This window comes from Sphingobium sp. RSMS (genome assembly GCF_005406185.4).
Taxonomy (GTDB): Bacteria; Pseudomonadota; Alphaproteobacteria; order Sphingomonadales; family Sphingomonadaceae; genus Sphingobium; species Sphingobium fuliginis.
In genome coordinates this window covers 1,459,924-1,484,882 of record NZ_CM191257.1, presented here as the reverse complement: position 1 = coordinate 1,484,882, position 24,959 = coordinate 1,459,924, and the positions used below count along the sequence as shown (strand labels likewise).

Here is a 24,959-nt window from a genome sequence, read left to right as displayed (position 1 = left end):
CTAGTAGTCACGTCCAGCTTCCTTCGATGTGAGGAGGTAAATCCGGTCCTGAAGCTCGTCGGCGCTCATGACGCCGTAGCCGATCGGAATGGGGCGGCCGGTCAGGGCGTCCCAGAGCACGACCGCTGGCGTGATCTTGGGCTCCAGGCCCATGCGGCTGCGCTGGTTGGTCTCGACCGTGTAGTTCGGGAAATGGCGCGATGGGCCGCCATCGGTCGAAATTGCGCGCACGGCGATGTGCCAGGTCGAGGCAACGCTCTGCACGATTGGCGACATGACCTCACAGGCGCCGCAGCTCTGGGCGAAGAAGTAGAAGAGGCCGTAGCGCTCGGAGAGCTGGGCCATTGCCGCGTTCCGTTCCGCGCTGCGCGCATCCTGCCACTGGCGCTTGCCGAGCGTCGAGACCGGGCGCTGCAGCGTGTAGTCGAGCTCGGGATCCTGCCAGATGGCCCGTTGCCAGACGTCGCTGAAGAGCGACGCCCGGTCGAGCTGGGCCCGCTGGAACCGGATGTAGGCCGTCACATTGGCAGGCGTGGGCTCGAGGATCGCCTTGGCCTTGAGCTCCCGCAATGTCGCCGTGATCGCGTCAAGCTGGCTCGTGGCGCTCGCCGCCGGCGCGGGTGCCTGCTGTTCCGGCGGTTTGGGCCGGGTGCAGTAGAACCAGTACCCAAGCCGGCGCTCCTCGCAGTAGAAGCTGTCCTGCCGCTCGCTCGTCTCCGCGCGTGGCAGCGCATCGGTTTGGGTGGTGGTCGTCTGCGCGGTCGCTGGCGAAAGGAAACAGGCGGCATTGGCGATCACGCAGGCGGCGAGCAGCCGCCACGCGGCCTTACTGGCGTGCGCGGGCATAGTAGTCCTCGATCTTCTGTTGGATGTCCTGGGTGGCCTGCAGTTCGTCAGGCAGACGGGCGGCGTCGGTGAACTCGGCATAGACTTCGCTGAAGTCCATTCGGCTCAGATCAAGCCGGGCGAACTCGTCGATGGTGAAGCCCTGGCATTGCTCGGTCTTGGGCTTGCCCCAAGGCTTTTTCAGCTGCTGGCGGCCCTGCTCCTGCAGGATCCGGGAAAGCTTGGATTCGAAGCAGCAGTAGACTTTCTTCTTGGTCAGGCAGACGCCAAGGAAGCTGTCCGAGCAATAGGTGCCGACATAGGCGCACAGGCCCTGCGCATCGCGCTGGTGGAGTAGCATCTCCTCGCGGCTGCAGCCGAGCGCGACGAGCAGCTGGATGCCGGGGATGAGCGGGAAGCCCTTGCCCTTGCAGCAGTTGAGCACACCGAAGACCTTGGACGAGCAAGTGTTGCGCGTGCCCTTGAACAGGGTGAGATTGTCCGGATCGAATTCGCGGCGCGCCTGGTTCATCGCATTCAAGGCGACAGCCGCGTCCTTGAACTCGTCGTTGGCTTCTCGCTGGATGGTCTCGCACGAGCCATCGATGCAGTAGACGTCGCCGTCGCAGATGAACTGGTTGGTGCTCGCGGGCTGGTCCGGGACCGGGCAATCAAAGACCCGCTCCCATGTGCGACAGGGTTCGCCAGCGAGACAGTCTTCGCGCACCAGCTTGCAGCCTGGGTTGGCTTCAAGCGTCTGGCAGTCCTGAGCTTCGGTGAACTGTGCGCAGCTGTAACTGCGGCTCCATGCCCAGCAAGGCTGCGTCACGGCGATGCCATCGACAATGCGGGTCACCGGATCGCTGTCGGTGCACGTCTCGGTGTCCTGCTGGCAGGAGCTGTCGGCCGCGAGACTTGCACATTGGCTCTCGTCGCGCGTGGTCGTGACGACGTTCTCGCCGGTCACCGTATAGGGCGTGGCGCCATCAACTGGCGACGTGCAACTGACGAGATCAACCCTGAGATCGCCGGAGTTGCAGCCCCAGTAGATCCCGAAATAGGGATCGCACAGGTTGATCGGATAGGACTGCGTGACCGTGCATTGGGGGGCGGGGTAGCGGTTGCAGTTGTAGACCGAAGCCGGGTCAACCCCGCTGCCGCCAACGCAATAGTAGCCGTAGACCTGACGCTGCTCGACCCGCGCGGTCAATGATACAGGACAGGTTCGTGTTTCCTGTGTCGCGGTGTAGCCGACATTGCAGGTCGCCATGTAGCGGGCCGCGGTTCCGCTGGCCGGCGGCAAGGGCACGCAGCGCCCCTGCGAGCCGCTAATGGCCGTCCCGCTCGTGTAGGCGAGCGGGTCTTCGCTGATCACATTGCTTCGCGCGATCGTCGCATCGAGATCCTGCGGCGCAAACCGGGCCCTCCTGTCCATGGAGTCCCGCATGGCCTTGTAGCCGGTATTGGTCGTGGCCTGGCTTGCCGCTTCGCGGCTCATCCGGTCCGGATCGTCGAAATAACCCGACTGACTTGGCGTGCCGCCGAAATTGGGGATGCGGCTGGCGTCAGGGTTTGTCGTCGCCGCGCTTTGCGCCGAGGCCGCCTTGTCTCGCCCGAACGCCTTGCCGTCGGCCTTGGCAGCATCGGTTGTGGTCTGGGCGTGAAGCGGTCCGGTCAGGGTGAGCAGGAGCGCACACACGCCAGTGAGAGAGAGGACTGGTCGTTTCATGGAACCTGCCTTTCGAGACGGGCAAGGTGCTGGGCTGCGAGCAAGGCTCCGGGGCCGCCGCCGCGCGCGAAGGTCTCAAGCGCGTAAGCTGCGCTGACATTGCCGCTCATCCGGTCGTGGGGCGGAACTTGCGTGTGGCAGTCGAAACCATCGCAGAGGTCAAAGTCGCTGCTGGTCACGACGTAGGCAGGAACCGCCTCAATTCCGAAGGCGCGGAACAGGCGCGGGTCGATGCCAACGCCGTCCAGCTGCTCGCCCGGCTTTGCCACTTTGGCCAATGCGTCCGTGAGAGCCTTGGCGCTGTTACCAGGCAACCCGCGCAGGGCGACGATGCCGCCCGCCTTGGCCACGTCGTCGATCATCGCGCGCAGCGCCGCTGGCGGCATCGAAAGCGAAGCGAAGGCGATGAACCTTGGGGCCTCGCCCATGCCTTCGCTGGTCATGGTGCCAGCATCGGCAACCATCCGGTCAAAATCGAACGTGCTAGCCGCATCGGGCTTCGCACTTGCGGCGGCCTCGCGGGTGTAGCGGCGGCCATGCGCCTCAGCCTCGTCGGCGCTTGTTCTGGCTTCCCGCGCGAGAGCCTCGGCCCTTGCGCGAGCGTTGGCAGAGAGCGCGTCGGCATCGCTGGCGCCAGCGCTGGCTCGTGCCCGGATGGCCGCCAGATCAAGGCCTGGCTCGGCTGTCTGTGCGGACGCGCCAGCCAGAGCGGCAAGGCTCGAAAGCGAAGCGACTACAATGAGATGAGGAAGGGTTTTCATAGCGCACAGCAGTTCCGCTTGCGCCAGACCAGGTAGCCCATATCCTCGCCAATGGCGGGATAGACCTGGCCTGCCGACATGAAGGTGGTGGAGGCACCAATGGGCGCGCAGGCGTAGCGGCCCTTGGTTTGCGGATTGGGATTGGTGGCCTGGAAGCGGTACTGCTGCTTACGCATCACCGGCATCAGGTACTTGCCGCAAAGCCCCTTGCTGCCCATCGTCCCCCAGGCGACGAGCTCGCGGTGGAGCTTGTAGGAGAAGCGGGCGAGCGCGAGCCGCGAGGCCTGGACATGGCCAATGGTCGCCGAGACGTTGCCGTTGAGCGGATACATCGTGCCCTGGCAGCCTGCGCACCAGAACAGTTCATCGGTCGGCAGTTTGGCCGTTGCCGCCACGCAGTCGGCCGCGCAGGCTGCAAGCGCCAAGGGATTGGCGAACAGGACCGCCTCGGGATTGATGATCGCGGTGAGTTCGCTGTCCTGCCAGAGCGGATCAATCTCGGTGATGTAGAGAATGTCGATCGAGCCGGATTCGAGGCAGAGAAAATCGGCAACGATCTCCATCCAGTAGATCAGCGGATAGGCATACCAGTGGACATGCCACTGCGAGTTGTACTGGGTGTTGCCGCCGACCGCCGATGGCCCGGCCATCGACTTGAAGCCGATGTCGAAGCCCGGATCGAGCTTCATCCCGCCCAGATTGACGAAACACCACGGCTTCATGCTGACATCGGCAAGCCGGACCGGCTCCCAGAACCCCATGGCAATCCCGGGCCGCAGCCCGCACAGGCACACCGGCAGAGCGGGGTTGTTGGTGTCGGGCCGGCTGGACGGCCAGATCTTCAGGCCTCCGATCGAAATCGGGAAAAGGCACGACCAGCAGATGTCCGTGATGGGATTGACGAACTTGCCGGTGCAGCGGCCCGGACCGGCCGCAGCCTGGGCGGGGGCGCTGGAGATGACGCTCAGGCTGGTGAGCAGAAGTGCTCCGCAAAGCCATGAGAAAAGGCGATTTTTTCTGCTCATGATGGCGCCCGCTCTTTGGGAGTAACCGGCTGTTCGGTGATCAGGAGCGCGCGGCCCTGCTGCTCGACGGTTGCGGGCACCGCACGAATGCCGAAGTGCTTCACCAGCGTGCCGCCCTGATCGAAGTAGAAGCGCCGCTGGCGGGCTTTCATGAGTTCGAGCGGCGCACCCCGCACGAGGATGAGCTTGGCTTTCGTGCTGGCATAGCGACGGGTGGCCCAGGCAAGCTGTGCCGGGTCGTCGCCATCGAGGAAGACGAGCGGAGCCCGCAGCGGCACGGTTTCGAGCGGATTGACGCGTGTGCCTGCGGCAATGATGAGCCGGCCCTTATCGTCAGCAATGTCGCGCTCGACGGTGATCGTCGGATCGAAACGCCAGCTGCGTATTGCCGAGGCGGGGGAGATGCCTGCGACAGGCTCAGGCCGGTTGACCCGGGCGATCGTTCGCCGCTTCAGCTCTTCATTGAGACGGGCGGTCTCGCCGCTCTTCTCGAGTTGCGTAAGCCTGGCATGGATCTGCTGGAGCAGGTCCGGCTCGACCACTGGCCAAACCGTGCCGTGCTGGCCGTAGTCGCGAGCCATTGCCTGGGGTGCTATGGCCAGCGCAAGCGCAGTCGCGCAAACGGGCAAGGTGATGAGCCTCACAGGATTGGCCTCCCGACCCCGAGAATGCGTGGGCCGCAGATCCAACCGATCGCGGCATAGCGGCTGTCGAAACCGTCCTTGTGTTCGCTGGTGACGAAGTAGCAGCCTTGCGGAACGCGCCCCGTCGGGCCGAGCGCGAGGGGTTCACCGAGGCGGCTCCTAAGCTTGGCCTGGGCGACAGCCTGCCCGTTGACGAAGTAGGTGCGGTCACGCTCGGTGACGATGTCGCCCGGCACACCGCTCACCCGCTTGCCGAACGGTTTCGGCTTCGCCCCGAAATGCTTCACCAGCAACGGCGAGGCAGGCGGGTCAAACAAGATGATATCCCCGCGGTGCACGGCCGCCCCGCGCGTCACCCAGAGGGCCCAGTAGGGCAGGCTGGGGCTCACGTTGATCATGAGCGCATGGCCCTGCGCGAAGGCAGCAAGCGAGGAGAGGGCCAGCGCCCCGGCGCCAAGCCCGCCCCAGAGCGCGAGCCGGCGTGCGGGCGCAGAGCGGATCAGGCGATCAGCGGGCTGCATCGGGAATGGCTCCCATCCGGCGCACAACATCGGCGCGCACAGATTGCGTCAGGTCCGGTGTGCTCCCGGCGACCACGGCTTCGGCAACGAGGACCGTGCGGCCTTCGCGTCCGAGCTTCTGTACCGAGGCTTCCACGGCCTTGAGGTAGGCCTGGACGCGCAGCCTGGTCTCTTCGGGCGGCCGGCCGCCACGCGCTTCGGCTTCGATGAAGTCGCCCATGATCCGGCTCAGCTGGACCGTGACGACCTCACGCTTCTCCAGGGTGAGCAGCTTGTCGGTCGCCCAGACACCCCACAGCACCTGACCAACCATGCCGACGCCGACAGCAACAGCGGTGAGATTAATCGATGCAAGCCGTCCGCGCAGGCTCGATGTTGCCAGAATGTTCTTCACAGCTTTTCTCCGGAGAGTTCGCGGTCGAGATCACGGATGAAGCGCGGCATGCGTGCCATCACGATCAGCGTCGCGAGAGCGACAGCAACGAACTTGAATTCGCCGAGGAACGTCACGCGCCGCGCGAGGTCGGCCGCCAGGAAGCGGTCTGCGAGATTGGCGACATGGGCAAAGAAGGCATCGGGATTGCCGCCCGACAGGGCGAGAAAGAAGAGCAGCGGCAGGCCCAGGGCCATCAGATAGGACGAGCCCAGAAACAGGCTGCCGCGAAGCACGATGTAGCAGCCATCGGCCATGCGCGAGCGCCAGGTGGGCACTCGATGGCTGGCGGGCTGCTCGACTTCGGACGGGGCGGTCCGGTCGAAAGGGGTGACGAGATGGAGAGGCATGGAGATAGGGATCCTTTGGTGATGGGGTGTCAGCGGTTGGGATGAGCGATGCGCTCGATGGCATCGGCGAGCTGGTGGCCGCGCGCGATCTCCGCATCGATCGCGGCGAAGGTCTGGGGCGAACTCGAGAAGAGCGTTGCCGAGTAGTCGTCGAGCACGAGCCGCCCGATCGCCTCGGTCTCCGGCCCCTTGATGAACACCTCGGAATAGTCGCTCCCGGAGCGCTTGAGGCTGCGGATCAGCGTTTCGGTGCGATCGTCCATATCGAGGCGCTTGCTCGCCTTGAAATCGGCGATCGTCTCCGGCTTCTGCTGCAGGATCAGCATCCAGTCGCTATTCTCCAGCGCCGCTGTCGCCCCGTCGGACTTGTAATAGTCGTTGAGCGACTGGGTGGCGGTCGCGAGGGCGCCGCCATATTTCCGGCAAGTGCGGGCATAGGTTTCGACGAATTCACCCATCGAACCGCCCTTCAGCATCGACCAGGCTTCATCGATCAGCAGGAGTTTGCGCAGCGACCGCGGGCTGCGCGTCATCGCCTGGCTGGTCATGAACATGATCGCGGAGAGCACCACGCTGCGCAGGTCTTCCCGGCTCGCGAGGTCGGACATCTCGAAGACCGTGAAGTCCGCATCGAGGTCGAGACTGGCCTGGCCTTCGAAGAAGGCGCCGTAGGTTCCGCCAGCCATGTAGGGGGCAAGCGCGGTCGCGATATCGGCGGCGGTGTCATGGCCAAGACTGGCCAGCATCTCGCCGACGGTGGTGACCGTCGCAGCCGCGCCATGTCCCGCCCAGACCATGTTGACCGCCCGGTCGATCAGCCCGCGTTCGGTGTCGGTCAGCTTCGCGCTGTGGCGGGCCATTTGCCCGACGATCGCCTTGATCATCCCGAAGCAGTCCAAGCGATAATCCTCGTCCTCGGCCGCGCGTTCAGAATCGATCATCGAGAAGGGGTTGAGGCAGAAGCCCGCTTTAATCGTGAACTCGACAAAACGGCCGCCCTGCAGCTTGACCGAGTGCTCGAAGCTGCGGCCATCGTCGATCACGACCACCTGCGCGCCGGCGCCGCGCAGGGCTGCGCACATCTCCTGGAGCAGCACCGACTTGCCCGATCCCGACTTGCCGCAGATCGCGACGTTGTGGTTGCCCGCCTCGTTCTCGAACGGCGACCAGAAGAACGGCTGGCCGCGCCGACCGACGAACAGCAGGTGAGGGTGGGCGCTTCCGAGATATTCGCCCTGCATGGGCGCGATATTGGCGGCGGTCGTCGACAACACGGTCTTGAACCGCTTCAGCCGCTCCATGTCGGCACCGAGCCCGTCGGCGAGCGTCAGCGGCATCGCCGCGAGAAGCCCCTGGATTTGCAGATAGCGCTCGTCGGTGAGATCCCAGCCTGCTGCCTTGTAGATCGACTTGATCGCGCGTTCGTGGCGGTCGCCTTGGCCCAGCGGCGAATAGGTCGTCACGCCGTAGAATACCCGCACGAGGCGGCGGCCTTCCTGGAGCTCGGCCTGTACATGTTGCCACTCGGCGGCCTGCTCCCCGATCTGCGGCAGGAACCGGGCGCTGCGGGTTCCGGCGAGGCTGGTCGTGCGCATGAACTTGAAGCCGGCTTTGGCCGATGCCGCCTCCTGGTCTGGATAGACAAGGCAGAGCATGGTTGCGGCCGGGCAGGGGAAGCGCAGCTTGTCGGTGAACAGGTCGCCGATCAGCCGCGCGCATTCCCACGGGGCCCAGCGCGACGGCATGTTGCGGACGGCAAAGTGCCGCACATCAAAAGCGTCGGGGTAGACGGCGCCAATCTCGGGCACCCCGTCATTGACCTTGCCGGTGGGACGGAACCGCTCGGTCACCAGGCGCATGCGGTCTTCTGCCACGACCAGTTCGATGTCGTGGCGGATCGCCTGGGAGGCGATCGGATCGTTGGGGTTGTAGGGCATCGCGTCGTCCTGCGGCGCGGTGGTGGGTGAAGTCAGATCATCGATGACCGCGATCAGCGCTTCGGGCCCGACTTCGACCACGCCGAGGTTTAGCGACTTGAGCATCGCCATCAGCCCCTCGCGGGTCTGCTTCAGATCCTCGTTGCTGACCGCCTTCGATGTCGGCACGCCGACCGAGACGATGACCTGGTGGTGACGGGCGTGGAACGGCGCGTCCGCAGAGCCGGACTCCCAGACGAGTGAATAGAGCCGCCGCGCCCGGTGACGGGCAATCGCCTCGTACACCCCGCCCTGAATGTACCGTGGCGCAAACCACGGGGCGATGATTCTGCTGATGCGCGGGCTTGCAAGGTGGAGCACCTGAAGGCACGCGCCGGCTGGCAAGCCTTCCGAAAAGAATTGCCCGAGGATTTCGCCGGTGCGCTCGTCCGCGCCGATCAGCGGCGTGACCGAGAGGACAAAGCCCTTCGAGCGTGCATTGAAGTACAGCCGGGTCGCCGGGTCATAGACACGGTAGGGCAGCCAGTCTGAGAGCATGTCGACCATGAGCTGGGGACGGGCCTTTTCGGCGTGCTCGGCATCCCCCAGCAATCCGCTGAGCAACCGATCAACGACGGACTTGAGTTGCTCGGCCATCACTTGGGTTCCTTCGACTGCGAGGTGGTGTCTGTCGGCTGAGCGCTGGTCCGGATTGCCGGGCGGATTGCAGCTTTCGCGGCTTCAATCGCCGCCGCGCTCGGGAACACCGGGGCGCTGTGCTCCGCCTCAGGCCGAGGGGCTCGATCACGCGGGGGAGGCGACGTTTCGAACCCCTCGACCGCCGGTGCCTTGGCACCGGCAACGGCCTCGCGCGCCGTGGAGGGGAGGACCAGCGGCGAGGCATCCGAAGTTTCGTTGAAGGGACTGGGGGCATCGGCGCCCCAGATGCCGCCAGCCTGACCCGCGTCGTCGCGTGCAGACGAGAAGGGCGACGCCTCGTCAGCTACGTTCGGGTCTCCTTCCGCACCGTCCGGTGCTGGGGCTCTCTGGGCGGCTTTCAGCTGCCGATGGACCTGGCGCATCAGGGATCCGCCCTGGCCCTCGCCCACCTTGCGGCGCAGCTCGGTGGCCCAGCGCGGATTTTCGACGACGGTCCAGGCGACCGCTTCGTCATGCAGCGTTCCAGCTTCATCGACATGGGCGGGGAAGACGACGCGCAAGGTGCGTTCCGCTGTGCGGCTGGTGTCGGCATCCACGACGCCTGACCTCTGCCGCGCGTCAGCATGGAACAGCGCGCCGTTCGACATATTGTCCGTCGCCTTGGCATCGATGATGTGAGCCGGTGCGCAGTCGCCCTTCGGCGCGCGGCAGGTGAAATCGCCCTCTACGTTGGTGCCGAACGTGGCGCAGCCACTGGCAAGACCGGCCAGACAGGCGCAAGCAAGGAGACGTGTTGGAAACCGCATGGGTCTATCCTTTGGGAGCAGGGGTGGGGGCCGATGTGGAGCCAGCGCGCAGGAAGTCCCGGAGCACAGCGGCAGGCCGGAAGCCTTCGAGAACGGCGCCATCGGCGGGGCGCACGATCACAGGGGTGCCGCCAAAACCGTGAGCCCGCGCGAAGGCCTCGTTGGCATCGAGACCGCTTGTGTCGCAGGGTTTGGGATTAGCGAGCGCCAGACCCGAATAGGCCATATGTAGCGCCAGCTCAGGCCGCGGCGAGCACAGAACCCGTTCGGCATCGCGCCGGCTTTCCGCCCCGAAGATCGAGATCGGCCGCTCTTCAACCCGCGCCCCGATCGCCTTCAATTCGGCCTCGAGCTTCTTGCAATAGCCGCAGTGGAAGTCCGAAAAGACGACGACACGTGGACCATCGGCCGGTCCCCAGGTGATCGCGCCTTTGGCGGGAAGCTTGCCGAGCGGGACATGGCGCGGCGGGGTGTTCCGGGCTGACGCTGCGGCTGCGCTCGGACTGCCTTCCGCTTGTGTTTCAGGATTGCTGCGCCGCGCTGCGCCTGCTGCCAGCAAATCCGGATTGAGGGCGAGCAGCCGCGCAGCCGTCAGATCCTGACGGGCTTCCATGTCGTAGACCCGGCCGATTACCAGATATTTTGCGGCCCGGTCGACGTAGAAGAGCGTCGATTTGGACGCGACCTCGCACAGGCCGCCAAGGCCCTTGCAGTTGATTGCGTCGATCGGCGTCTTGGGCAGGCGCAGCTTGAGCGCCTCCCGAACTTTCGCCGTGTCCGGAGCGGCAGCGGGGGCAGCAAGGCTTGCCACACCCCATCCCGTCGCAGCCGACACGGCGATGATGGCCGCCAGTCCGGCCGCCGTGCGCAACCAGCGGCGCCGACGATTGTCCTGCTCGAGGAGAGTGTTTTCGATCATTGGGAGTTCCTCACGTAGACGCCGTCGAGGAACACGATCTCGACATCGATGCCGGTCGGCATCTCGACGACGGGTTGGTACTGTTCGGCGCGCTCGATCAGGTATTTGCTGACCGTGTCGGCCGCATCGGCGGCGCCCTGGCCAAGCCCGCCGCCGAGAATGTCGCCCGCCGATAGCTTGGAGCGACTGCCGTCGGGGTTGGTCGTGACGCCGGAAAAGACGCTGTTGGCATTGGCCGAGAAGCCGCGCCCGAAGCCGCCGACAATTCCTGCGAGCAGCGCCTGGCTGACGAGGCTGCCTTCGCGGCTTACGACGCGGCCGCGGACCCCGGACTTGCCAGCGAAGCTGATGAAGCCTTTGACCTCACTCACCGCGACCCTGCCCCCAGGTTGATCGCAGGTCATGCGGGCGAGCTTCACATAGACCTTCTCGCTGCTGAGATCCCCGCGTGCAGCGCCGTTGACAACGCAGCCCTGGACCCGGGTGGTCAGAACCCTTCCGTTCTGCATGACCGAACGAGCAGGGCCGGTAATCCGAAGCACCACAGGCAGCGGATCGGTCTGGCTGGCGACGCCTGCCGAGGCATCGACGCCGACGATTACGCGTGCCGGAGCGTAGGAATTGGGCGGCAGATAATCGGGTGAATCCTCGACGACGACCGGTGGCGCATCGGGCCGGCCCACACGGAGGCCATTGGTCGCTGCCTTGTCGGAGCTGAAGCTCATCAGCTTCACCTCGCCAGGCGACGAGATCATGCCGCCCTGCGGATCACCCCCTGTGGGCGCAGCTCCTGACTGGGACGAGCGGGCTCGCGCGTCGTAGCCGCCTGCCTGCGGCCCATAAGCCGGTGGCAGAACAGCCGGTGCCGGTGATGCAGGCTGCGCGGCAAGCCGGGTCTTGAGCTCGGCGTTCTCTGCCGAGATGGCATCGATCGCGGCCTGTCCATCGACCCGCATGGCCTGGTTTTCGGCCTTGAGAGCCGCGAGCTGCGCCTCGATCTCCGTCCGCGGTACGCTCCCATCCTTCAGCGCCTTCTGCTCGCGGGTGACCGCATCGAGCCTGTTGCCGTAGGTCGCGACGAACTCGCGCTGCGACAGGTCGCGGTTGACCAGTCCTGCCGTGTCGATCGTCTGCGCCGCATTGGGATCGCCGGTCTTGTCCTTGTCGTCGCCGCCAAGGATGAACCAGCTTCCGCCGATGAGGGCGAGTGCTCCCAGCGACCCCAGCAGCAGCTTCTGACGGCGCGCGGTGCGGGCGTTGAGCCCGGAAAGTTCGGAATGTGTCGCGCTCTCGGCCTGAAGAGGGGGCGTGCCGTTCGCATTGACTGGATCAGTCATGGCCGGTCTCCCCGCTTGCGCCGACAACAAAGGCCGTGGTGCTGGCCCCGGGTTCGAGCTTTGGCTCGGCGATCGAGACGGCGAGCGTGTCGCGCGGTGCGAGATCGCGTTCGGCGAGCGTCACGCTCTTCGCTCCGCGATTGTGGATGCGGACGACCTTCCCAGTGAGGCTGGCGCCGCGATAATCAGCGATGAGCTGGACTTCGAGATCGCCGACCCGTGCGGGTATGGCAGTCGATTGGCGGACCTCGAAACCGTCGACCGTCCGGTCATTGGCCATCGCCTGGATGAGCCTGACGGCGCTTGTCTCGATCGGGGTCTGGCTTTCCCAATCCGCCGCCCGGTTCTTGGCGGTGGCGGGGTTGGTGATGAATACCTGGGTCGCCGGAATCTGCTCAACCCGGCACGCGACCTTGTAGACGAAGCCCTTCTTGGTGGTGGTGAAGAAGCTGATCGACCGTGCCGCGTAAGTTTCCGGCACCGACACATAGATGTCGCCGCGCACCGGCTCGTTGGTCACTGCAAAGTCGTTGTAGGGTGTGCCGGTCGAGATCTTCGAGACGCTGGCGAACTGGTCGTCGACCAATGCGAAGCGGGTCAGCTCGCGCGCTGAAACGCTGCACTCGATTCCGGCGCCGTCAGCCGTTTGCTTGAACTGGTCGGCGGCATGAGCGGGGGATGCTGCGGTGAGCAGAGCGGCCGCGCTCAGAAATAGACCCCGTGTATGGGTCCCTTTTCGGTAAGCCATCACTTGGCCTCCTTCGATTTGTCCTGCGGGGGGAGCTGGGCAAACCCGGCGAGCGCCAGGCGCAGGCCGCGGTAAGTCCAGCTGAAACGGAAGCGGCGTTCGTCACTCGCGATCACCTGCGCGCCGACGAAGGTCTTGAGCGTGCCGGTCACATCCGATGTCAGACCCTTGGGATCGACCGTCATCGACCGGATCACGAATGCCTGGGTGACATCCGAGCCCCGCTGCTCTTCGACGATCCGGACGAGCTCGGCCTTGAGGCGGCCATAGCTTGCGGGATCTGCCAGCTTCAGGATTTCGTTCATCCAGTAATCGAGGCCTTCCGGACTGCGATTGAGAAGAACAAGGGCCGCATCGCGGGTGACGAGCTCGAGGTAATCGGCCTCGACCCCGGCACTGCTCACGGTGAGCGCTTTGGGAACAGTCGGAACCAGCACCACTTCGCGGTCGCGGGTGGCGGCAAGGCTCCCGGCGACGACCAGTGCAAGGCCAAGGCCGGCGCTGGTGAGCGCAAAGAGGTTCCGCTGGCGCAGCAGCGATTGCTGCCGTTCGTGGGATATGTCGGAATACATGGAAGTGCCCCTCAACCGGCGAGTAGTCGGCAGTGGGAAGGCGGCGTTGCCTTTAGGCCCAGAAATCCTGCAGGCAGATACCAGTATGCGGCGTGGGCTACCCAGGAGCTGGCGCGTCCTGCTTTTGCCTTTCGCAATGCGAACCAGGCGCCGAAGGCGACTATGATGCCGATAAAGATATGCTGGGTGAGGATCCCCCAGGTGAAGGGGGCCAGCATTCCCGCGAACTCGTCGATGGTCCAGAAGCCGATAAGCTCCGGGTCATCGAGCCGTCGAGGAATGATGTATGGGTCTGCCATGGCGACGCCGCCTTCCCTTGTCGCGCTCAGATGACCGCGGTCACAACCGAGGTGACGATCGGAACACCCGTGCCGACACCGATGCCGACACCCACCGGAACGGCGACCTGGCCGAGCGAAAAACGCCCGGATGCCAGACCGATCAGGCCGCCAGCGAGGCTGAGAACCGTGATGATCTTGCCGCCCGAGCCTTCCAGAAAGTCGGTGAACTTCGTGAGGGCAGGGGTGAAGGTCGTGTCAGCGCCGGCATAGGCGGCGCTCGCTGCAAGCGCCGCGATTGCGACCGGGATGGCAATGTTGAGGGTCTTGCCGAGACCATTGACGCTGGCGCGCCGGGGGAGGGTGAGAGACTGCATGTGAAGCTCCGGTTGGAGGGGTGGTCACAGCGTTCTTGCGTTCGCTGTGTGTTCCACATGCATCTAGGAAATGTTCGTAGGAAAGTGTTCAGCGGCAATACCGTCTGGAGGTGGAAGGATGCGGACGCATCTTTTCCAGCTCAACGCATAAAATCGACGATAAGGACGTAAATTCAGTATTTGTGTGTCGGTGAACGCCGTCACGGCAGCCGGGATTTGGCGACGACTCGGATAGAGGAACTGATTCGCCTCTAAACGAGATGTTCCATGTATGTTCTTTTCATTTTCCTACATGGGATGCTTCGCGATATGCCTGCGACTCGAACCAGTGCAGATGCAAGGAGACAACCATGCACCATCCAACCGCCGCGGCCAGACCGGCCAATCAAAGTCTGGCGCGCGTGCTTGCCCATGCGATCGATGCCGCCGGCAAGCCCCGCCATAGGATTGCCAGTGAATGCGGGATGCACCGCGAGACCCTGCTTCGCGTAGCGCGTGGCGAGCGGCCTATCGGGCTCGACGAAGCGGCACTTGTGCTCGCCGCCTGTGGTGCGCACCCCCGCGCGACCATGATCCTTGCTCTTGCAGGGCAGGAAGACCTCGCCTGCGATTGGATGCATGGCGAGATGGGCGAATTTCTCGAAGAGTTCTTCACCAGCCTCCCAGTCCATCTTCAGCGGACCCTGGGACGGCGGATTGAGGATCTGCGGCCTCGGTGGGCCAACGGCACCTCACAGCTCGTGGCACGAATGCTTGCCAAGCACATCGATGATTTCGTGGGCCGAGACATCACGATGTCACTGCCACGGTAGCCTGAGAGTTCGGAGGGGACCGAACCCAAGCAAATGAGATCAACAATGCCACATGCAATGCCAGATGAAATGCAAACGCCGCAACCGCCCGAAGCTGCGCCGCCGGCGAGGCTTTTGCGCCTGCCGGAAGTGATCGCCCGCGTCGGACTGCGCCGTTCCGCCATCTATCAGCGTATGAGCGAGGGGCGGTTCCCAAGATCGCGATCGCTGGGGCCGAAATGCGCAGTTTGGGTTGAAGCCGAAATCGACGAGTGGATCCGCGAAGTATCGCGAATTCCAAACTGATTGCGCCGTGATCTATTCCGTTAGGATTCCTCGCGCTAAGCTGCGCGCATGGTTTATCGATATCCGCTGGGCAATACTCTCCATCCCGAAGCCCTGAAGGAGAAGCAGCGTTCGCTGCGGGACGGATTCCAGAAGCCTTTGGGACTTCGGGTGCACCGTGCGCTGTCTTGGCTTCGACGAGCCGAAGCTGAGGATGAAGACCATGATGTCCGCTTCATTCTTCTCTGGATTGGATTTAACGCGGCCTATGCCGGTGATGTCGAGGCATCGGCCAGCAGCTCAGCGCCGGAGGGGGAGCGCGGCCTCTTCCAGGCGTTTTTCTCGACCTTGGTGAAGTTCGACGCCCGCCACCGGGTCTACGATGCCGTCTGGCAACGGTTCAGCCAGGAAATCCGGCTGCTACTGGAAAATAGGTATGTCTATCACCCGTTCTGGCAGCACCAGAACGGGGTCCCGGGCTATGCGGATTGGGAGCAAAAGCTTGAGCGGAGTCGGACTGCGATCAATCATGCGTTGCGCGAGCATGATACAGCCCGGATCCTCTCCATCCTGTTTGATCGGCTGTACGTTCTGAGGAACCAGTTGGTGCATGGCGGCGCAACCTGGAACAGCGACGTCAACCGTGACCAAGTCAGGGATGGCGCATCTCTTCTGGGGTGCCTGCTGCCCATCTTCGTCGATCTGATGATGGATAACCCGGACCACGCTTGGCCGATGCCGAATTACCCTGTGGTCGACTAGCTCGGCTGTTCCGGGGTGAGTTCACGCAGCCTCGTGCAAGTCTTCTGCGCGTTGACGTGGCGCAGGGGGCGAATGGATGTGAAAGCCCATCGTACCCCGTACCTGGTCGCCACGCGCATCGATCTCGTCACGCAGCCACCTCACCAGGACAGCTGGATCCTTTTCCGCCAGCAGATTTGCTCGGTGCGCAACGACCGCAAAGTCACCTGGCGTTTGGCCATGGTGGACGGGCCACTCTGATGGCCAGTCGAGGCCAAACCGGGCTTTGAAAAGCTTGCCTGCCTGAGCTGGCGTCATGGCATCGAATACAGCGCGGATCGTGAAGCGACGCTGGGTGGCTGGATCGAGATTGTCTGCCAGATTGGTCGTTGCGATGAAGGGAGTGCGGAGGTGCTCGAGCTGTACCAGCATCTCGTTGACCTGGCTGACCTCCCAGCTCCGTTGACCGGCTTCCCGGCGGTAAAGGAAGCTGTCGACCTCATCGATCAATAGCAGCGCGCCGCGTTCGGCAGCCTTGGCAAAGGCTTCAGCGATGTTCTGTTCAGTCTCGCCTACATAGGGACTCATCAGGTCCGAGCACCGCCGCTCTTCAATCTCCAATCCCATGGTCTCGGCGAGGTGCCGCGCAAAGGCGGATTTACCTGTACCTGAAGGGCCCGACAGCAACAGGCTCCAGCCCCGGTCTGGGGTCGCGGCCAGACGTTCAGCGAGACGAGACAAATCAGTGTCCGCCCGCGACAGATTCGGATCATAAATCGAACTGCCTGGTGCATCGGGGGCGCAGGACTGGCCAAGAGCACGCATCACGCTGTGGATGGCGGTCGTCGCAACGTCGGCCCCGCCGCTGGCGAGATGGGCGGCCTTCAGGCCGGCCGCAACGACTGCAGGCGGCGCCTTCAGACTCGCGATCTCACGCAGTTCAGCCGTGCTGAGGGAAACCGATGCTGTCTGAGCGGACCTTTGGGCAACCCGCTCTCGCACTGCAAAGCGCGGCCTATCGAAGCCAATCGCGAGGGTCATGCGCCGCAAGACGGCAGGGTCCAGTCGCGAACGCTGATTGACGATCCAGATCGTGGAAACCTGGGGAGCCTCAACGAGGCGGTTGATCCATTGCTTGGAACTGCCCTTACGCTCGCTCATCATCAGAACATCGTCGGCTTCGTCGACGACGATAACCCGGTCCCGGTGATGGCGGCACATGGCGCGCAGGATCATGAGATGATCGAGACGCTCGGAGCGATCGGGCTCGTTGCCGAAGTCGTCGCTCAAGCCGGCAAAGATCGCGCCGCTGCCGGCCTCGCTCGCGAGTGAGCGGGCAAACTCGGTCTTTCCCGTGCCGGGCTCGCCGAACAACAGAATGCTGACGGGTTCCTTGCTCACAAGGACCTTGAGTGCGACGCTCCGCAAAGGATCGAGGTGCTCGAAATCATCCCATAGCAATCCCCCTTGCTCCGGTTCAGGCATGAGCCAGCGCAACATGTCCTCCCGGGTTTCCGCATGAACCCGAATGAGGCGCCTGAGCAGCGGGCTCAGGCTGTATTCCCCATCGCGGTCATCATGAAGGAGACGGGACGCGAAGAGCGGGGCGCCGGGCATCAATTTCTGCTCGACGGTATTGTTGGCAAGGCCAGATAGCTGAGCAACGGCACTGGGGGTGAGGTTGCTGCATGACAGGGGCGCACGGCGTACGAGCTCCCGCCAGCACTCAAATTTTCCCCAACGAGCGAAAATTGTCAGGATGGTGATTTCAGCGGGATCGAGACCGAACAGTTCGCCAACCCATGCAAAGACAGTGTCCAACTGGGCTTGCTCGGCACGCTTCGCTGCCAATTGCCGAGCTACCGCTCGGATTTCGACCACGGAGGGCTTTTCCCGATTGGCGAGCTTTTGCAGCGCAGCAACCGGCACCTCCCGGTCAATGAGATCAATCAGATCCTCACCGCACCGCTTCACCTGGTTGACGCTCAACCCCTGCAATACGCGCGCAGCAGCATGCGCGAAATGCGCTGTTTCGCCCTGCTCGTTCTGGCCGAACTCCGCTTGTGCTGCCCTTTGACGTGCCATGTTGTGCGCAATCTCCCTAAGCTCGAGTTCCATGAGGAGCCTTCAAACATACGAGTGCGACAATAATGGTCGTATAATGTGGGGGTTACGCGTGATCCGACTTGCGCTTGAAGAGCAGGCAGTTAGCAATGGCTCTAATGACCAAGCGCCTCAGTAATCTCGATCGCACGCTAAAACTCGTGCATGCGTTGACGCAAAGCATCGAAGGCTTGTCGCTCGATGAGATGGCTGCATTGCTTGAGGTGAACCGCAGAACTGTTGAGCGTCTGCGCAACGTCATACTCATTCACTTCGATCTGGAAGAAACAATTGATGGCCGCATCAAACGGTTCAGGATCAAAGATAGCCCCGGCAGGGCCTATGCAAGGCCAAACGCTGCCGAAGTCGCCGCCCTCCAGGCCGTGGTTGAAGCCGGACGCATTGAAGGCACGGCCAACACAGAAGCACTTGAGAAGCTGCTGTCGAAGATCAAGATCGCCTTCGACAGCGCCGAGCGGCGTCGGCTCGACAATGATCTCGATCTGCTCACCCGGCTGCAGCGATCGCGAGTTGCCGCGGGGCCGGCGGTCATCGCTTCGCCCGAGGATCTGACAACGATGCAGTCCGCGATCCTTGCCGCCCACTGTGTCGATTTCGACTATCAGCCCGATTGGGCGGCTGAGCCTTCTTGGCGGCGCGTCATCCCGTATGGATTGATCCACGGCCCGATCACCTATCTTCTGGGCAAGATGCCGGATCGGGATGATCCGCCATTCACCTTTCGGCTCGACCGTATGAGCAACGTTCGAGACAGCGGGATCGTCGGCTGCCCACCGGATGATTGGGATCTCGACGCCTGGATGGCCCGGAGTTTCGGCATCTGGCAAGAAGAAGACCATGACATTGTGCTGAGAGTCCTCCCGCATGCGGTGGAGCGTGCGCGCGCATGGCGATTCCACCCGCATCAGCAGTTCGAAGATGATGGCGAGGAGCTGCTGGTGCGGTTTCGTTCTGGCGGCCTGTTCGAACTCGCCAATCATCTGTTCGGATGGGCGGGCGACTTGGTCATCGAAGGGCCCGCTGCATTGAAGGAAACGATGGAGAAGCGTCTCTCCGCTGCTCAGGAAATGCTGCGACCGAATATGTCGTAATGGTTTGGCAGGGATAGGGCAGGGCATAGTGCGACGATTGTCGGGGGGATTCGTTTGAATGTTTGAGAATTGCCATCTTCGGATCGGCGACGCGCCATTTGCGAGCTGCATGCCGCTCAGCCCGCAGCTTCTGGCGAGCCTCTATGCCTTGCCTCACTGTACCGAGGAGCCCCTGCGCGAGGTCCTGGAAACGCTGGGCGACAATGTGCCCTGGGCGGAAAGCTTCGCGGTCGCGCCCGAACAGACTGCCTCGGCCATTGCGACCATGCTGCGCCATCTGTTGATGGCCACGCGAGACCTAGAGCCAGGGGCCATAACGACCGATGCTTTGCCGTCGGATGGGCGGGCGCGTATACACATCGATGCGCTACGGGATCTTTGGCTTGGTAATACCGCCATTGTGCCATCCGACCTGGCAACTCTGAAGGCATTCCTGGCCTGTGAAGCGGGCGAGGCATTGCAGCCGCTTCAAGTCATTTGGGATCGGAACTTCACCCAGCTGACCTCTCTCGAGCGCGCTGTGCTTGAGCACCTTGAAAGTCACCACGGCAAGCTCGACGAGGCCGACATTGACCACGTGCGGTTGATCTCGGATCGCAAGATTTGCCGCGCGCCTGCCTCGCTCCTCGCCGGTCATGTCCAACGGCATCTTCTGGACCCGTCGGCACCTGTCGCGCCCATGGACGACAGCCTCGCGGTTCTCTCCGTCCGGGACGCATTGACTGAATGCGAAGCGGCCGCAGCCATCGTCCAGCGCTGGCTTGCCGAAGATCAGACTCTGGTCGCCAGTGAGATCTGCATCATTTTGCCATTCGGTCCGGAATACAGTCACTACCTCTCCGAAGCTTTCGGGCAGGCCGGCCTTACGACATCGTCCTTGCCCGGTGTGCCGGACCGCAGAAATGTTGGGGGTGAGACGCTCCTGCATTTTCTGCAATGCCGGCGGCGCCCAGCGCCTGCCATGGCGCTCGCCTCGCTCTATTGCTCCCCGATCCTTTGCTGGGCCCCGGACGTAGGAACGGCCCTGGCCAGTGCTGTCATGGCCGGCGATTTTCAGCCGATGCTGGTGCAGAGCTTTAGCGGGAAACAGGCAGCGCTCTTCTCGCTCATTCGGTCAGCATCACCTGCTACGAACGGTCAGCTCAAGGAGCAGATACGCTCCTTCCGAAGGCTGCTCAGTGATGACGAACTCTTCGCGCCAGATGTAGCCGAGGCGAAGCAGCTGGCATCGCGCCTCCTGGCTGCTCTCGGCAATGCCAATGATGCCGCCGAAGCAGAACTGGAAAAGGCCATTCAAGTGGCCGCTGCTTATCAGGCGCCGCCTTGCCCACGGGGGGACTACTTCCTTGGCGGAATTTCGGTGATTCTGGCCCATGAATCGCCCAAGCGGCAGTTCCGCAAGCTTCTCGTCCTGGGCTTCAACGATGGTGCTTATCCGCCGTCTCCGTCGGGCAATCCGTTCTTCCTCGATAGCGAGGTTGTGGCGATTGCCGGGGCTACTGGCTTGCAGCTACCATCGCAGGCTAAGCAGCTTGATGCTGCGCTCGAGCTGTTCGCGCACCAGATTGGAGCTGCCAGTGAACAGGTGATCTTTCTCCTGTCAGAACGCGATCGTGGCGGCAGCTTTCTTTCCGTCTCGTCGAGCTTGCCTCTCATCGCGCGTCTCGTCGCAGGCTTGGAAGACCCAGAATCACTGGTCGTGCCGCTGACGCATAGCGAAGGAACGATCTGGGACAGGCTGGTGGCCTGGAAACCACGTCCCGTGATGGAACCGCTCCAGCCGCTTGAGGTGCCGAGCCATTACGAGTTCGATCTCGATCTCCTTGGTCTGCGCAAGAAGGATGATGGCAGCCCGAGGGCGCAGAGCCCGAGCCGTCTCGAGAAGCTGCTTATCAGCCCATTGGCCTGGGTTTTGGCCGAACTCGGCGCCGAGCATGTTTCGTGGCAGCCGGAGGCGCTTGACGTCATGCTGCGTGGCTCGCTCGCGCACGAGGTGTTTGAGCGCTTGTTCCCACCAGGCAAGGATCACCCTTCGAACGAAGTCATCGAAGAGAAGGTGCCTGAGCTGCTGCTGGAACGGATTCGTGCGATTGCGCCGTTTCTGCAGACGTCGGTCTGGGCTGTCGAACGCAATACGCTCGAGGCGGAGATTACCAAGGCGGCCAAGAACTGGTCGATGGTCCTCAGATCCCTCGATGCCGAGATCGTGGGCAACGAATTCTGGCTCTCAGGCACCCTGTTCGGCCATCCCGTGCACGGCAAAGCTGACTGCCTGCTTCGCCTTCCCGATGGTCAGCCGATTGTCGTCGATTACAAGAAGAGCAGCTCGGGAACACGGCGTCAGCGCCTTCAAAAAGGCTGGGATCTGCAGGTTGACCTCTATCGACGCATGACCGTGCGGATCGATGAGCGCAGCCATGAAGGCGTTGTCCGAATTGGTGAGACTCTGAGCGGTTGGTCCAAGCTCCCGGCCGTTGCCTATCATACGCTGAACGACGGGAACGTCCTCCTCAACGGTATTGAGGTCTTCGATAGCACGGAGGTCGAACTCGTTGCCGGCGACATCGCTGCGAATGCACTTGCGCTGATTTCGGCTCGGTTCGAGGCTCTCAAGGCTGGCCGACTGGAAACAAACACCACGGCCGATGCCAAATTCTTCCAGAAGGCAGCATCCCTTAACACCTACGCCTTGGAGGACAGTCCGTTGATCACCGCCTTCATGCGCGACGACACCGCTCCCTCCGTAACCCTTCTGGACGATCACGATGACTGAACTTTCGATTGTACCCGCAGGGGCAGGGGCGGGCAAAACCCACCATATCCAGGAAACCCTCACCCAATGGGTCAGGGACGGCAAGGTGCGGCCCGAGAAGATCCTCGCGGTTACCTTTACCGAAGCCGCCGCCGGGGAACTGCGGCAGCGGATCAGGGTCGCGCTGCTTGCGGACAGCAATCTTGCAGCAGCGCTGGCTGTCGAGCGAGCCTATGTCTCTACCATCCACGGGCTGGGCCGCCGTTTGCTGATCGAGCATGCCTTCGCATCGGGGTCATCCCCGCAGCAGCGCCTGATCGCCGAAGACGAGCAAGACTTGCTGATCCGCCGCTCGATCGAAGAAAATCCAGGACTGAGCGAGCTCACCCGGAACCTGGCCGCTCTTGGCTATCAAGGAAGCTTCTCCTCCGACGAAACCGCCGAGGACAGCTTCCGCAAGAGGTTGCTCGGCGTCATAGCCTTGTTGCGAACGCTTGGACCGCGGGGCAGCGATCCGGCCATGGCGGACTTTGTCGAGGCATCCATCCGAGCCGGGTACGGAGCGCCGATCGGCAAATCCGATACCCTGGCAGCAGGGCTGAAGAAGGCTGTCGATGCCTTGCTTACCGCCTTTCCGCGATCGCTCGCTGACGAGGCAGGCGGTGCCGCCGCCAAGACTGCATTCCGCGAGAATTTTCGTGCTCTGAAGCAGGCGCAGCAGCTCCTCGCCGCTAATGGTAAGGACTGGCGGCTGTGGCAAAGGCTGCGCGACCTCCGTCTGTCGAAGCGCGGCAGTCCGACCCCTGATGGCTACGATGATCTTGCAACGGCGGTGATGCTGGCGGCCGACAGCCTGATTTCTCATCCCGGACCGCTTGAGGATGCGGTCTCGCATGCGCGCGCTTTGGTGGAAGGCGCACAGTCAGCGATGACGGACTACGAGACCCGCAAGCGTGAGCTGGGCGTCATCGACTTTAGCGACATGGTGACGAACGCCGCCCGGATCCTTGATGAAAAGCCAGCCGTGCTTGGCGCCATCATGGACGAGGTCGACTGCGTCATTGTCGACGAGTTCCAGGACACCAACCCAATCCAGTTCACCTTTCTGTGGGCACTTGCGCGCAGGGCCAAACGGGCGCTGATCGTTGGGGACACCAAGCAGGCGATCATGGGCTTCCAGGGCGCGGATCCACGGCTAACCGTCGCGCTTACACAGCAATTTGAAACCAGCCCACTCGACCGGAACTGGCGCTCCGATCCGCGCATCATGGATTTCGTGAACGCGCTGGGCCCGTGCCTATTCGGAGAGGATTATACTGCACTTGCCGCGCAGAACGCCGCCGGACACGACACCGCCCTGGAGGTCATCGAGCTGCCCAACAAACGCGGCGCACGCTCTGGCGGAAAGCCCCAGCATTTCATCGCTGATCGGCTCCTGTCTTTGCTGACGGATGATCAAGTCACCATCATCGACAGGCATTCCAAGGCCCTGCGCGATCTGGAGCCGCGGGACGTCGCAATCCTGTGTCCGACGCACAACCACTGCGCGAACTACGCGGCTGCGCTGCGTGCACTGGGTTTGCCAGTCCGCGTCGCAGAAGGTGGCTGGTGGCAAAGCAAGATCGTCCAAGCAGCTTGCTTTGCTCTCCGCTTCGCCGTCGATCCTGCAGACAATCACGCAGCTATCTGCACCGCCACGCTCGGGCCTGGTGCGACACCTCTCACAGAAGCCCTCGGCGCGCTTGCCCGCAATGGCCGACTCGAGACGCCCGAGCTAGCGGCTTTGCAGGGACTTTGGCCGGACTCCCTTGCGACGCCCGTGGACAGACTGGTCCACCAGGTGATCCAGGTCGCCGGACTGCGGGACTGGTGCGACCGGCTTGACGACCCTGCCCAGATGAGAGCGGATCTCCTTCGCTTCGAGGCTGAAGCGGCGGCTTTCATGGAGGCACACCGCGATATGCGGGAAGCCTCCGGTTTCTATGGTCAAAGCGCCAACGTTTTCCTTGGCTGGCTTGAGAACAAGGTGGGATTGAAGGGCGAGGATTTGCGCCCCAATCCTGCCGGCGCCGAGGCCGATGGCATCGAGATCGTGACCTGGCACGCATCGAAGGGGCGCGAGTGGCCGGTCGTGGTCGTATGCGGTCTGGACCATAAGCTTGATCCTCGTGCTGGAACATTCAGCACAAAGTTTCCCGGCTTCGACGATCTCGATCATGTGATCGAAGAGGCGACACTTGCCTATGCTCCTGATTTTGCTGCTCCAGAGGCGACGGCGCGCTTTCTCCACGAGCTCTATCCCGAGAGTGAAGAAACAGCGCGCCGATTGCTTTACGTCGCTCTGACCCGTGCGCGTGATCGTCTGATAATCGAATGGCCGCAGGATGACGACAAGGTTGAGCCGCCCTTGCCGATCACGGCGCGTCGTCTTTTGAACGACGTCTGTGGCATCAAATTGCAGGGCAATCAGATCACTGTCGGTTCGGCGAACTTCCCGTCGCGCATGACGATCTGTGACAAGGAGATCCCGGCATCGTTCGATACGGAAGGCCGCGTCTGCTTGGCGAGCAGCAACCGCGAACCCAGATTTGCCATTGAAAAGCGAGCGGTCGGCTCGCTGGTTTTGGTGGTCAGTCCCTCGCAGGCCGTCGCCACCGCGCGGCCACTGCCTCGTCAAATCGAGACCCGGGCGATTGCCGCAGGTGTCCGGCTCTCTGGATCGGATCTTGCCCAGGCAACCGATAAGGGAACTGCAGTCCACGAGGCATTGCGGATTTTGCTGTCCAGGCCAGATCTGCGGGACAGGGTAGGCCAGCATTGCCGGGTCTCCGACGCTGAGGTCCAGCTTCTCGAGCAACAGGCGCAAGCACTTCGCCAGACCCTCGCGGAGCTTGGCTATACGCGCCTGCATATCGAACAGCCAATCGAGCTCGAACTGGCCGACGGAGGACGTCAGAGCATCATTGTCGATCTCATCGCCGAGGGAACGGATGGCTTCATGATCGTGGACCACAAGAGTGGCCCGGTTGCTGATCACGCAGCCCGCTTCGAGAGCTATTGGCCGCAGCTAGCAGCCTACATCGATGCAGTTGAGTTTAAGGCTGGCAAGGCCGTCCGAAGCGCTGCTGTGTTCTGGACCGAGACTGGCGAGTTGACATTAGGACAAGTATTGTGTGGCACTAACGAACGCAGCAATCTTACTACGCCTGACTGGGGGATGCGATGAGCGTCCAGTGGGGTACGTTTGCTCCCGACTCAGCTCCGTCATACCGTC

At 63.0% G+C, this 24,959-nt stretch carries 23 protein-coding genes; 6 read left to right on the top strand and 17 right to left on the bottom strand.

The genetic code is table 11. The annotated features are described in order from the left end of the window. From EGM87_RS06890 to EGM87_RS06815, 16 genes are read right to left on the bottom strand one after another with little or no spacing between them, the layout of a single operon-like run. Positions 1–846, bottom strand: coding sequence for a conjugal transfer protein TraF (locus EGM87_RS06890; RefSeq protein ID WP_137710391.1), 846 nt, complete (start codon positions 844–846; stop codon positions 1–3). Next, complete coding sequence (locus EGM87_RS06885; protein WP_137710392.1) at positions 827–2,554, bottom strand: conjugal transfer protein TraN; 1,728 nt, start codon at positions 2,552–2,554, stop codon at positions 827–829. The genes EGM87_RS06890 and EGM87_RS06885 overlap by 20 nt, the downstream gene beginning before the upstream one ends. Then, positions 2,551–3,315: a type-F conjugative transfer system pilin assembly protein TrbC gene (gene trbC / locus EGM87_RS06880; RefSeq protein WP_137710393.1), complete on the bottom strand. Its 765-nt coding sequence runs from the start codon at positions 3,313–3,315 to the stop codon at positions 2,551–2,553. The genes EGM87_RS06885 and trbC overlap by 4 nt, the downstream gene beginning before the upstream one ends. Then, on the bottom strand, positions 3,312–4,340 hold the full coding sequence (gene traU, locus EGM87_RS06875; RefSeq protein ID WP_137710394.1) for a conjugal transfer pilus assembly protein TraU: 1,029 nt from the start codon (positions 4,338–4,340) through the stop codon (positions 3,312–3,314). Before traU ends, trbC begins: the two co-directional genes overlap by 4 nt. Next, a complete protein-coding gene (gene traW, locus EGM87_RS06870) occupies positions 4,337–4,984 on the bottom strand; it encodes a type-F conjugative transfer system protein TraW (protein WP_216614579.1) in 648 nt (215 codons plus the stop codon). Before traW ends, traU begins: the two co-directional genes overlap by 4 nt. Continuing rightward, entirely contained in the window at positions 4,981–5,505 is a 525-nt protein-coding gene (locus EGM87_RS06865; RefSeq protein WP_137710395.1) for a S26 family signal peptidase, read from the bottom strand. The genes traW and EGM87_RS06865 overlap by 4 nt, the downstream gene beginning before the upstream one ends. Beyond that, complete coding sequence (locus EGM87_RS06860) at positions 5,492–5,899, bottom strand: type-F conjugative transfer system protein TrbI (protein WP_137710396.1); 408 nt, start codon at positions 5,897–5,899, stop codon at positions 5,492–5,494. The genes EGM87_RS06865 and EGM87_RS06860 overlap by 14 nt, the downstream gene beginning before the upstream one ends. Next, positions 5,896–6,288, bottom strand: a complete 393-nt coding sequence (locus tag EGM87_RS06855; protein ID WP_137710397.1) for a hypothetical protein — start codon at positions 6,286–6,288, stop codon at positions 5,896–5,898. The genes EGM87_RS06860 and EGM87_RS06855 overlap by 4 nt, the downstream gene beginning before the upstream one ends. A gap of 29 nt (positions 6,289–6,317) precedes the next feature. After that, complete coding sequence (gene traC, locus EGM87_RS06850) at positions 6,318–8,861, bottom strand: type IV secretion system protein TraC (protein ID WP_137710398.1); 2,544 nt, start codon at positions 8,859–8,861, stop codon at positions 6,318–6,320. Then, on the bottom strand, positions 8,861–9,670 hold the full coding sequence (locus EGM87_RS06845; protein WP_137710399.1) for a conjugal transfer protein TraV: 810 nt from the start codon (positions 9,668–9,670) through the stop codon (positions 8,861–8,863). The genes traC and EGM87_RS06845 overlap by 1 nt, the downstream gene beginning before the upstream one ends. Before the next feature lie 4 nt (positions 9,671–9,674). Continuing rightward, the gene (locus tag EGM87_RS06840; protein ID WP_137710400.1) at positions 9,675–10,589 is read right to left on the bottom strand and encodes a DsbC family protein; all 915 of its coding nucleotides are present in this window, start codon (positions 10,587–10,589) and stop codon (positions 9,675–9,677) included. After that, complete coding sequence (locus EGM87_RS06835) at positions 10,586–11,926, bottom strand: TraB/TrbI/VirB10 family type IV secretion system protein (RefSeq protein ID WP_137710401.1); 1,341 nt, start codon at positions 11,924–11,926, stop codon at positions 10,586–10,588. Before EGM87_RS06835 ends, EGM87_RS06840 begins: the two co-directional genes overlap by 4 nt. Beyond that, a complete protein-coding gene (locus EGM87_RS06830; RefSeq protein WP_137710402.1) occupies positions 11,919–12,674 on the bottom strand; it encodes a type-F conjugative transfer system secretin TraK in 756 nt (251 codons plus the stop codon). The genes EGM87_RS06835 and EGM87_RS06830 overlap by 8 nt, the downstream gene beginning before the upstream one ends. After that, the gene (locus EGM87_RS06825) at positions 12,674–13,246 is read right to left on the bottom strand and encodes a type IV conjugative transfer system protein TraE (protein ID WP_137710403.1); all 573 of its coding nucleotides are present in this window, start codon (positions 13,244–13,246) and stop codon (positions 12,674–12,676) included. Before EGM87_RS06825 ends, EGM87_RS06830 begins: the two co-directional genes overlap by 1 nt. An 11-nt stretch (positions 13,247–13,257) precedes the next feature. Next, positions 13,258–13,545, bottom strand: coding sequence for a type IV conjugative transfer system protein TraL (gene traL, locus EGM87_RS06820; protein WP_020819170.1), 288 nt, complete (start codon positions 13,543–13,545; stop codon positions 13,258–13,260). Between the two features lie 26 nt (positions 13,546–13,571). Then, positions 13,572–13,901, bottom strand: coding sequence for a hypothetical protein (locus EGM87_RS06815; RefSeq protein ID WP_054587209.1), 330 nt, complete (start codon positions 13,899–13,901; stop codon positions 13,572–13,574). Positions 13,902–14,251: 350 nt separating this feature from the next. Between EGM87_RS06815 and EGM87_RS06810 the strand changes: the two genes are divergently transcribed. Genes EGM87_RS06810 through EGM87_RS06800 form a run of 3 tightly spaced genes read left to right on the top strand, consistent with a single transcriptional unit; the run spans position 14,252 to position 15,739 of the window. Then, entirely contained in the window at positions 14,252–14,713 is a 462-nt protein-coding gene (locus EGM87_RS06810; RefSeq protein ID WP_137710404.1) for a transcriptional regulator, read from the top strand. A 45-nt stretch (positions 14,714–14,758) separates the two neighbouring features. Continuing rightward, the gene (locus EGM87_RS06805) at positions 14,759–14,998 is read left to right on the top strand and encodes an AlpA family phage regulatory protein (RefSeq protein WP_410483109.1); all 240 of its coding nucleotides are present in this window, start codon (positions 14,759–14,761) and stop codon (positions 14,996–14,998) included. A gap of 48 nt (positions 14,999–15,046) precedes the next feature. After that, complete coding sequence (locus tag EGM87_RS06800; RefSeq protein WP_137710405.1) at positions 15,047–15,739, top strand: HEPN domain-containing protein; 693 nt, start codon at positions 15,047–15,049, stop codon at positions 15,737–15,739. Positions 15,740–15,760: 21 nt separating this feature from the next. Here EGM87_RS06800 and EGM87_RS06795 read toward each other — a convergent pair whose 3' ends face one another. Continuing rightward, entirely contained in the window at positions 15,761–17,836 is a 2,076-nt protein-coding gene (locus tag EGM87_RS06795) for an AAA family ATPase (protein WP_137710406.1), read from the bottom strand. Positions 17,837–17,940: 104 nt separating this feature from the next. On the opposite strand from EGM87_RS06795, the gene EGM87_RS06790 reads away from it, so the two are divergent. The 3 genes from EGM87_RS06790 to EGM87_RS06780 all read left to right on the top strand — a co-directional run bounded on the left by EGM87_RS06790 (position 17,941) and on the right by EGM87_RS06780 (position 24,911). After that, positions 17,941–18,933 (top strand): helix-turn-helix transcriptional regulator, encoded by a 993-nt coding sequence (locus EGM87_RS06790; RefSeq protein WP_137710407.1) that lies wholly within the window; start codon positions 17,941–17,943, stop codon positions 18,931–18,933. 109 nt (positions 18,934–19,042) lie between these two features. Further along, positions 19,043–21,706 carry a PD-(D/E)XK nuclease family protein gene (locus EGM87_RS06785; protein WP_171010083.1) on the top strand — a complete coding sequence of 888 codons (2,664 nt, stop codon included), beginning with the start codon at positions 19,043–19,045 and terminating at the stop codon, positions 21,704–21,706. Then, the gene (locus EGM87_RS06780) at positions 21,699–24,911 is read left to right on the top strand and encodes a UvrD-helicase domain-containing protein (RefSeq protein WP_137710409.1); all 3,213 of its coding nucleotides are present in this window, start codon (positions 21,699–21,701) and stop codon (positions 24,909–24,911) included. The genes EGM87_RS06785 and EGM87_RS06780 overlap by 8 nt, the downstream gene beginning before the upstream one ends. The last annotated feature ends 48 nt before the right edge of the window (positions 24,912–24,959 follow it).

Coding starts and splice junctions, on each gene's coding strand:
- EGM87_RS06890 (WP_137710391.1), bottom strand. CDS start 846: ATGCCCGCGCACGCCAGTAAGGCCGCGTGGCGGCTGCTCGCCGCCTGC.
- EGM87_RS06885 (WP_137710392.1), bottom strand. CDS start 2,554: ATGAAACGACCAGTCCTCTCTCTCACTGGCGTGTGTGCGCTCCTGCTC.
- trbC (WP_137710393.1), bottom strand. CDS start 3,315: ATGAAAACCCTTCCTCATCTCATTGTAGTCGCTTCGCTTTCGAGCCTT.
- traU (WP_137710394.1), bottom strand. CDS start 4,340: ATGAGCAGAAAAAATCGCCTTTTCTCATGGCTTTGCGGAGCACTTCTG.
- EGM87_RS06865 (WP_137710395.1), bottom strand. CDS start 5,505: ATGCAGCCCGCTGATCGCCTGATCCGCTCTGCGCCCGCACGCCGGCTC.
- EGM87_RS06855 (WP_137710397.1), bottom strand. CDS start 6,288: ATGCCTCTCCATCTCGTCACCCCTTTCGACCGGACCGCCCCGTCCGAA.
- traC (WP_137710398.1), bottom strand. CDS start 8,861: ATGGCCGAGCAACTCAAGTCCGTCGTTGATCGGTTGCTCAGCGGATTG.
- EGM87_RS06845 (WP_137710399.1), bottom strand. CDS start 9,670: ATGCGGTTTCCAACACGTCTCCTTGCTTGCGCCTGTCTGGCCGGTCTT.
- EGM87_RS06840 (WP_137710400.1), bottom strand. CDS start 10,589: ATGATCGAAAACACTCTCCTCGAGCAGGACAATCGTCGGCGCCGCTGG.
- EGM87_RS06835 (WP_137710401.1), bottom strand. CDS start 11,926: ATGACTGATCCAGTCAATGCGAACGGCACGCCCCCTCTTCAGGCCGAG.
- EGM87_RS06830 (WP_137710402.1), bottom strand. CDS start 12,674: ATGGCTTACCGAAAAGGGACCCATACACGGGGTCTATTTCTGAGCGCG.
- EGM87_RS06825 (WP_137710403.1), bottom strand. CDS start 13,246: ATGTATTCCGACATATCCCACGAACGGCAGCAATCGCTGCTGCGCCAG.
- traL (WP_020819170.1), bottom strand. CDS start 13,545: ATGGCAGACCCATACATCATTCCTCGACGGCTCGATGACCCGGAGCTT.
- EGM87_RS06815 (WP_054587209.1), bottom strand. CDS start 13,901: ATGCAGTCTCTCACCCTCCCCCGGCGCGCCAGCGTCAATGGTCTCGGC.
- EGM87_RS06810 (WP_137710404.1), top strand. CDS start 14,252: ATGCACCATCCAACCGCCGCGGCCAGACCGGCCAATCAAAGTCTGGCG.
- EGM87_RS06805 (WP_410483109.1), top strand. CDS start 14,759: ATGCCACATGCAATGCCAGATGAAATGCAAACGCCGCAACCGCCCGAA.
- EGM87_RS06800 (WP_137710405.1), top strand. CDS start 15,047: ATGGTTTATCGATATCCGCTGGGCAATACTCTCCATCCCGAAGCCCTG.
- EGM87_RS06795 (WP_137710406.1), bottom strand. CDS start 17,836: ATGGAACTCGAGCTTAGGGAGATTGCGCACAACATGGCACGTCAAAGG.
- EGM87_RS06790 (WP_137710407.1), top strand. CDS start 17,941: ATGACCAAGCGCCTCAGTAATCTCGATCGCACGCTAAAACTCGTGCAT.
- EGM87_RS06785 (WP_171010083.1), top strand. CDS start 19,043: ATGCCGCTCAGCCCGCAGCTTCTGGCGAGCCTCTATGCCTTGCCTCAC.
- EGM87_RS06780 (WP_137710409.1), top strand. CDS start 21,699: ATGACTGAACTTTCGATTGTACCCGCAGGGGCAGGGGCGGGCAAAACC.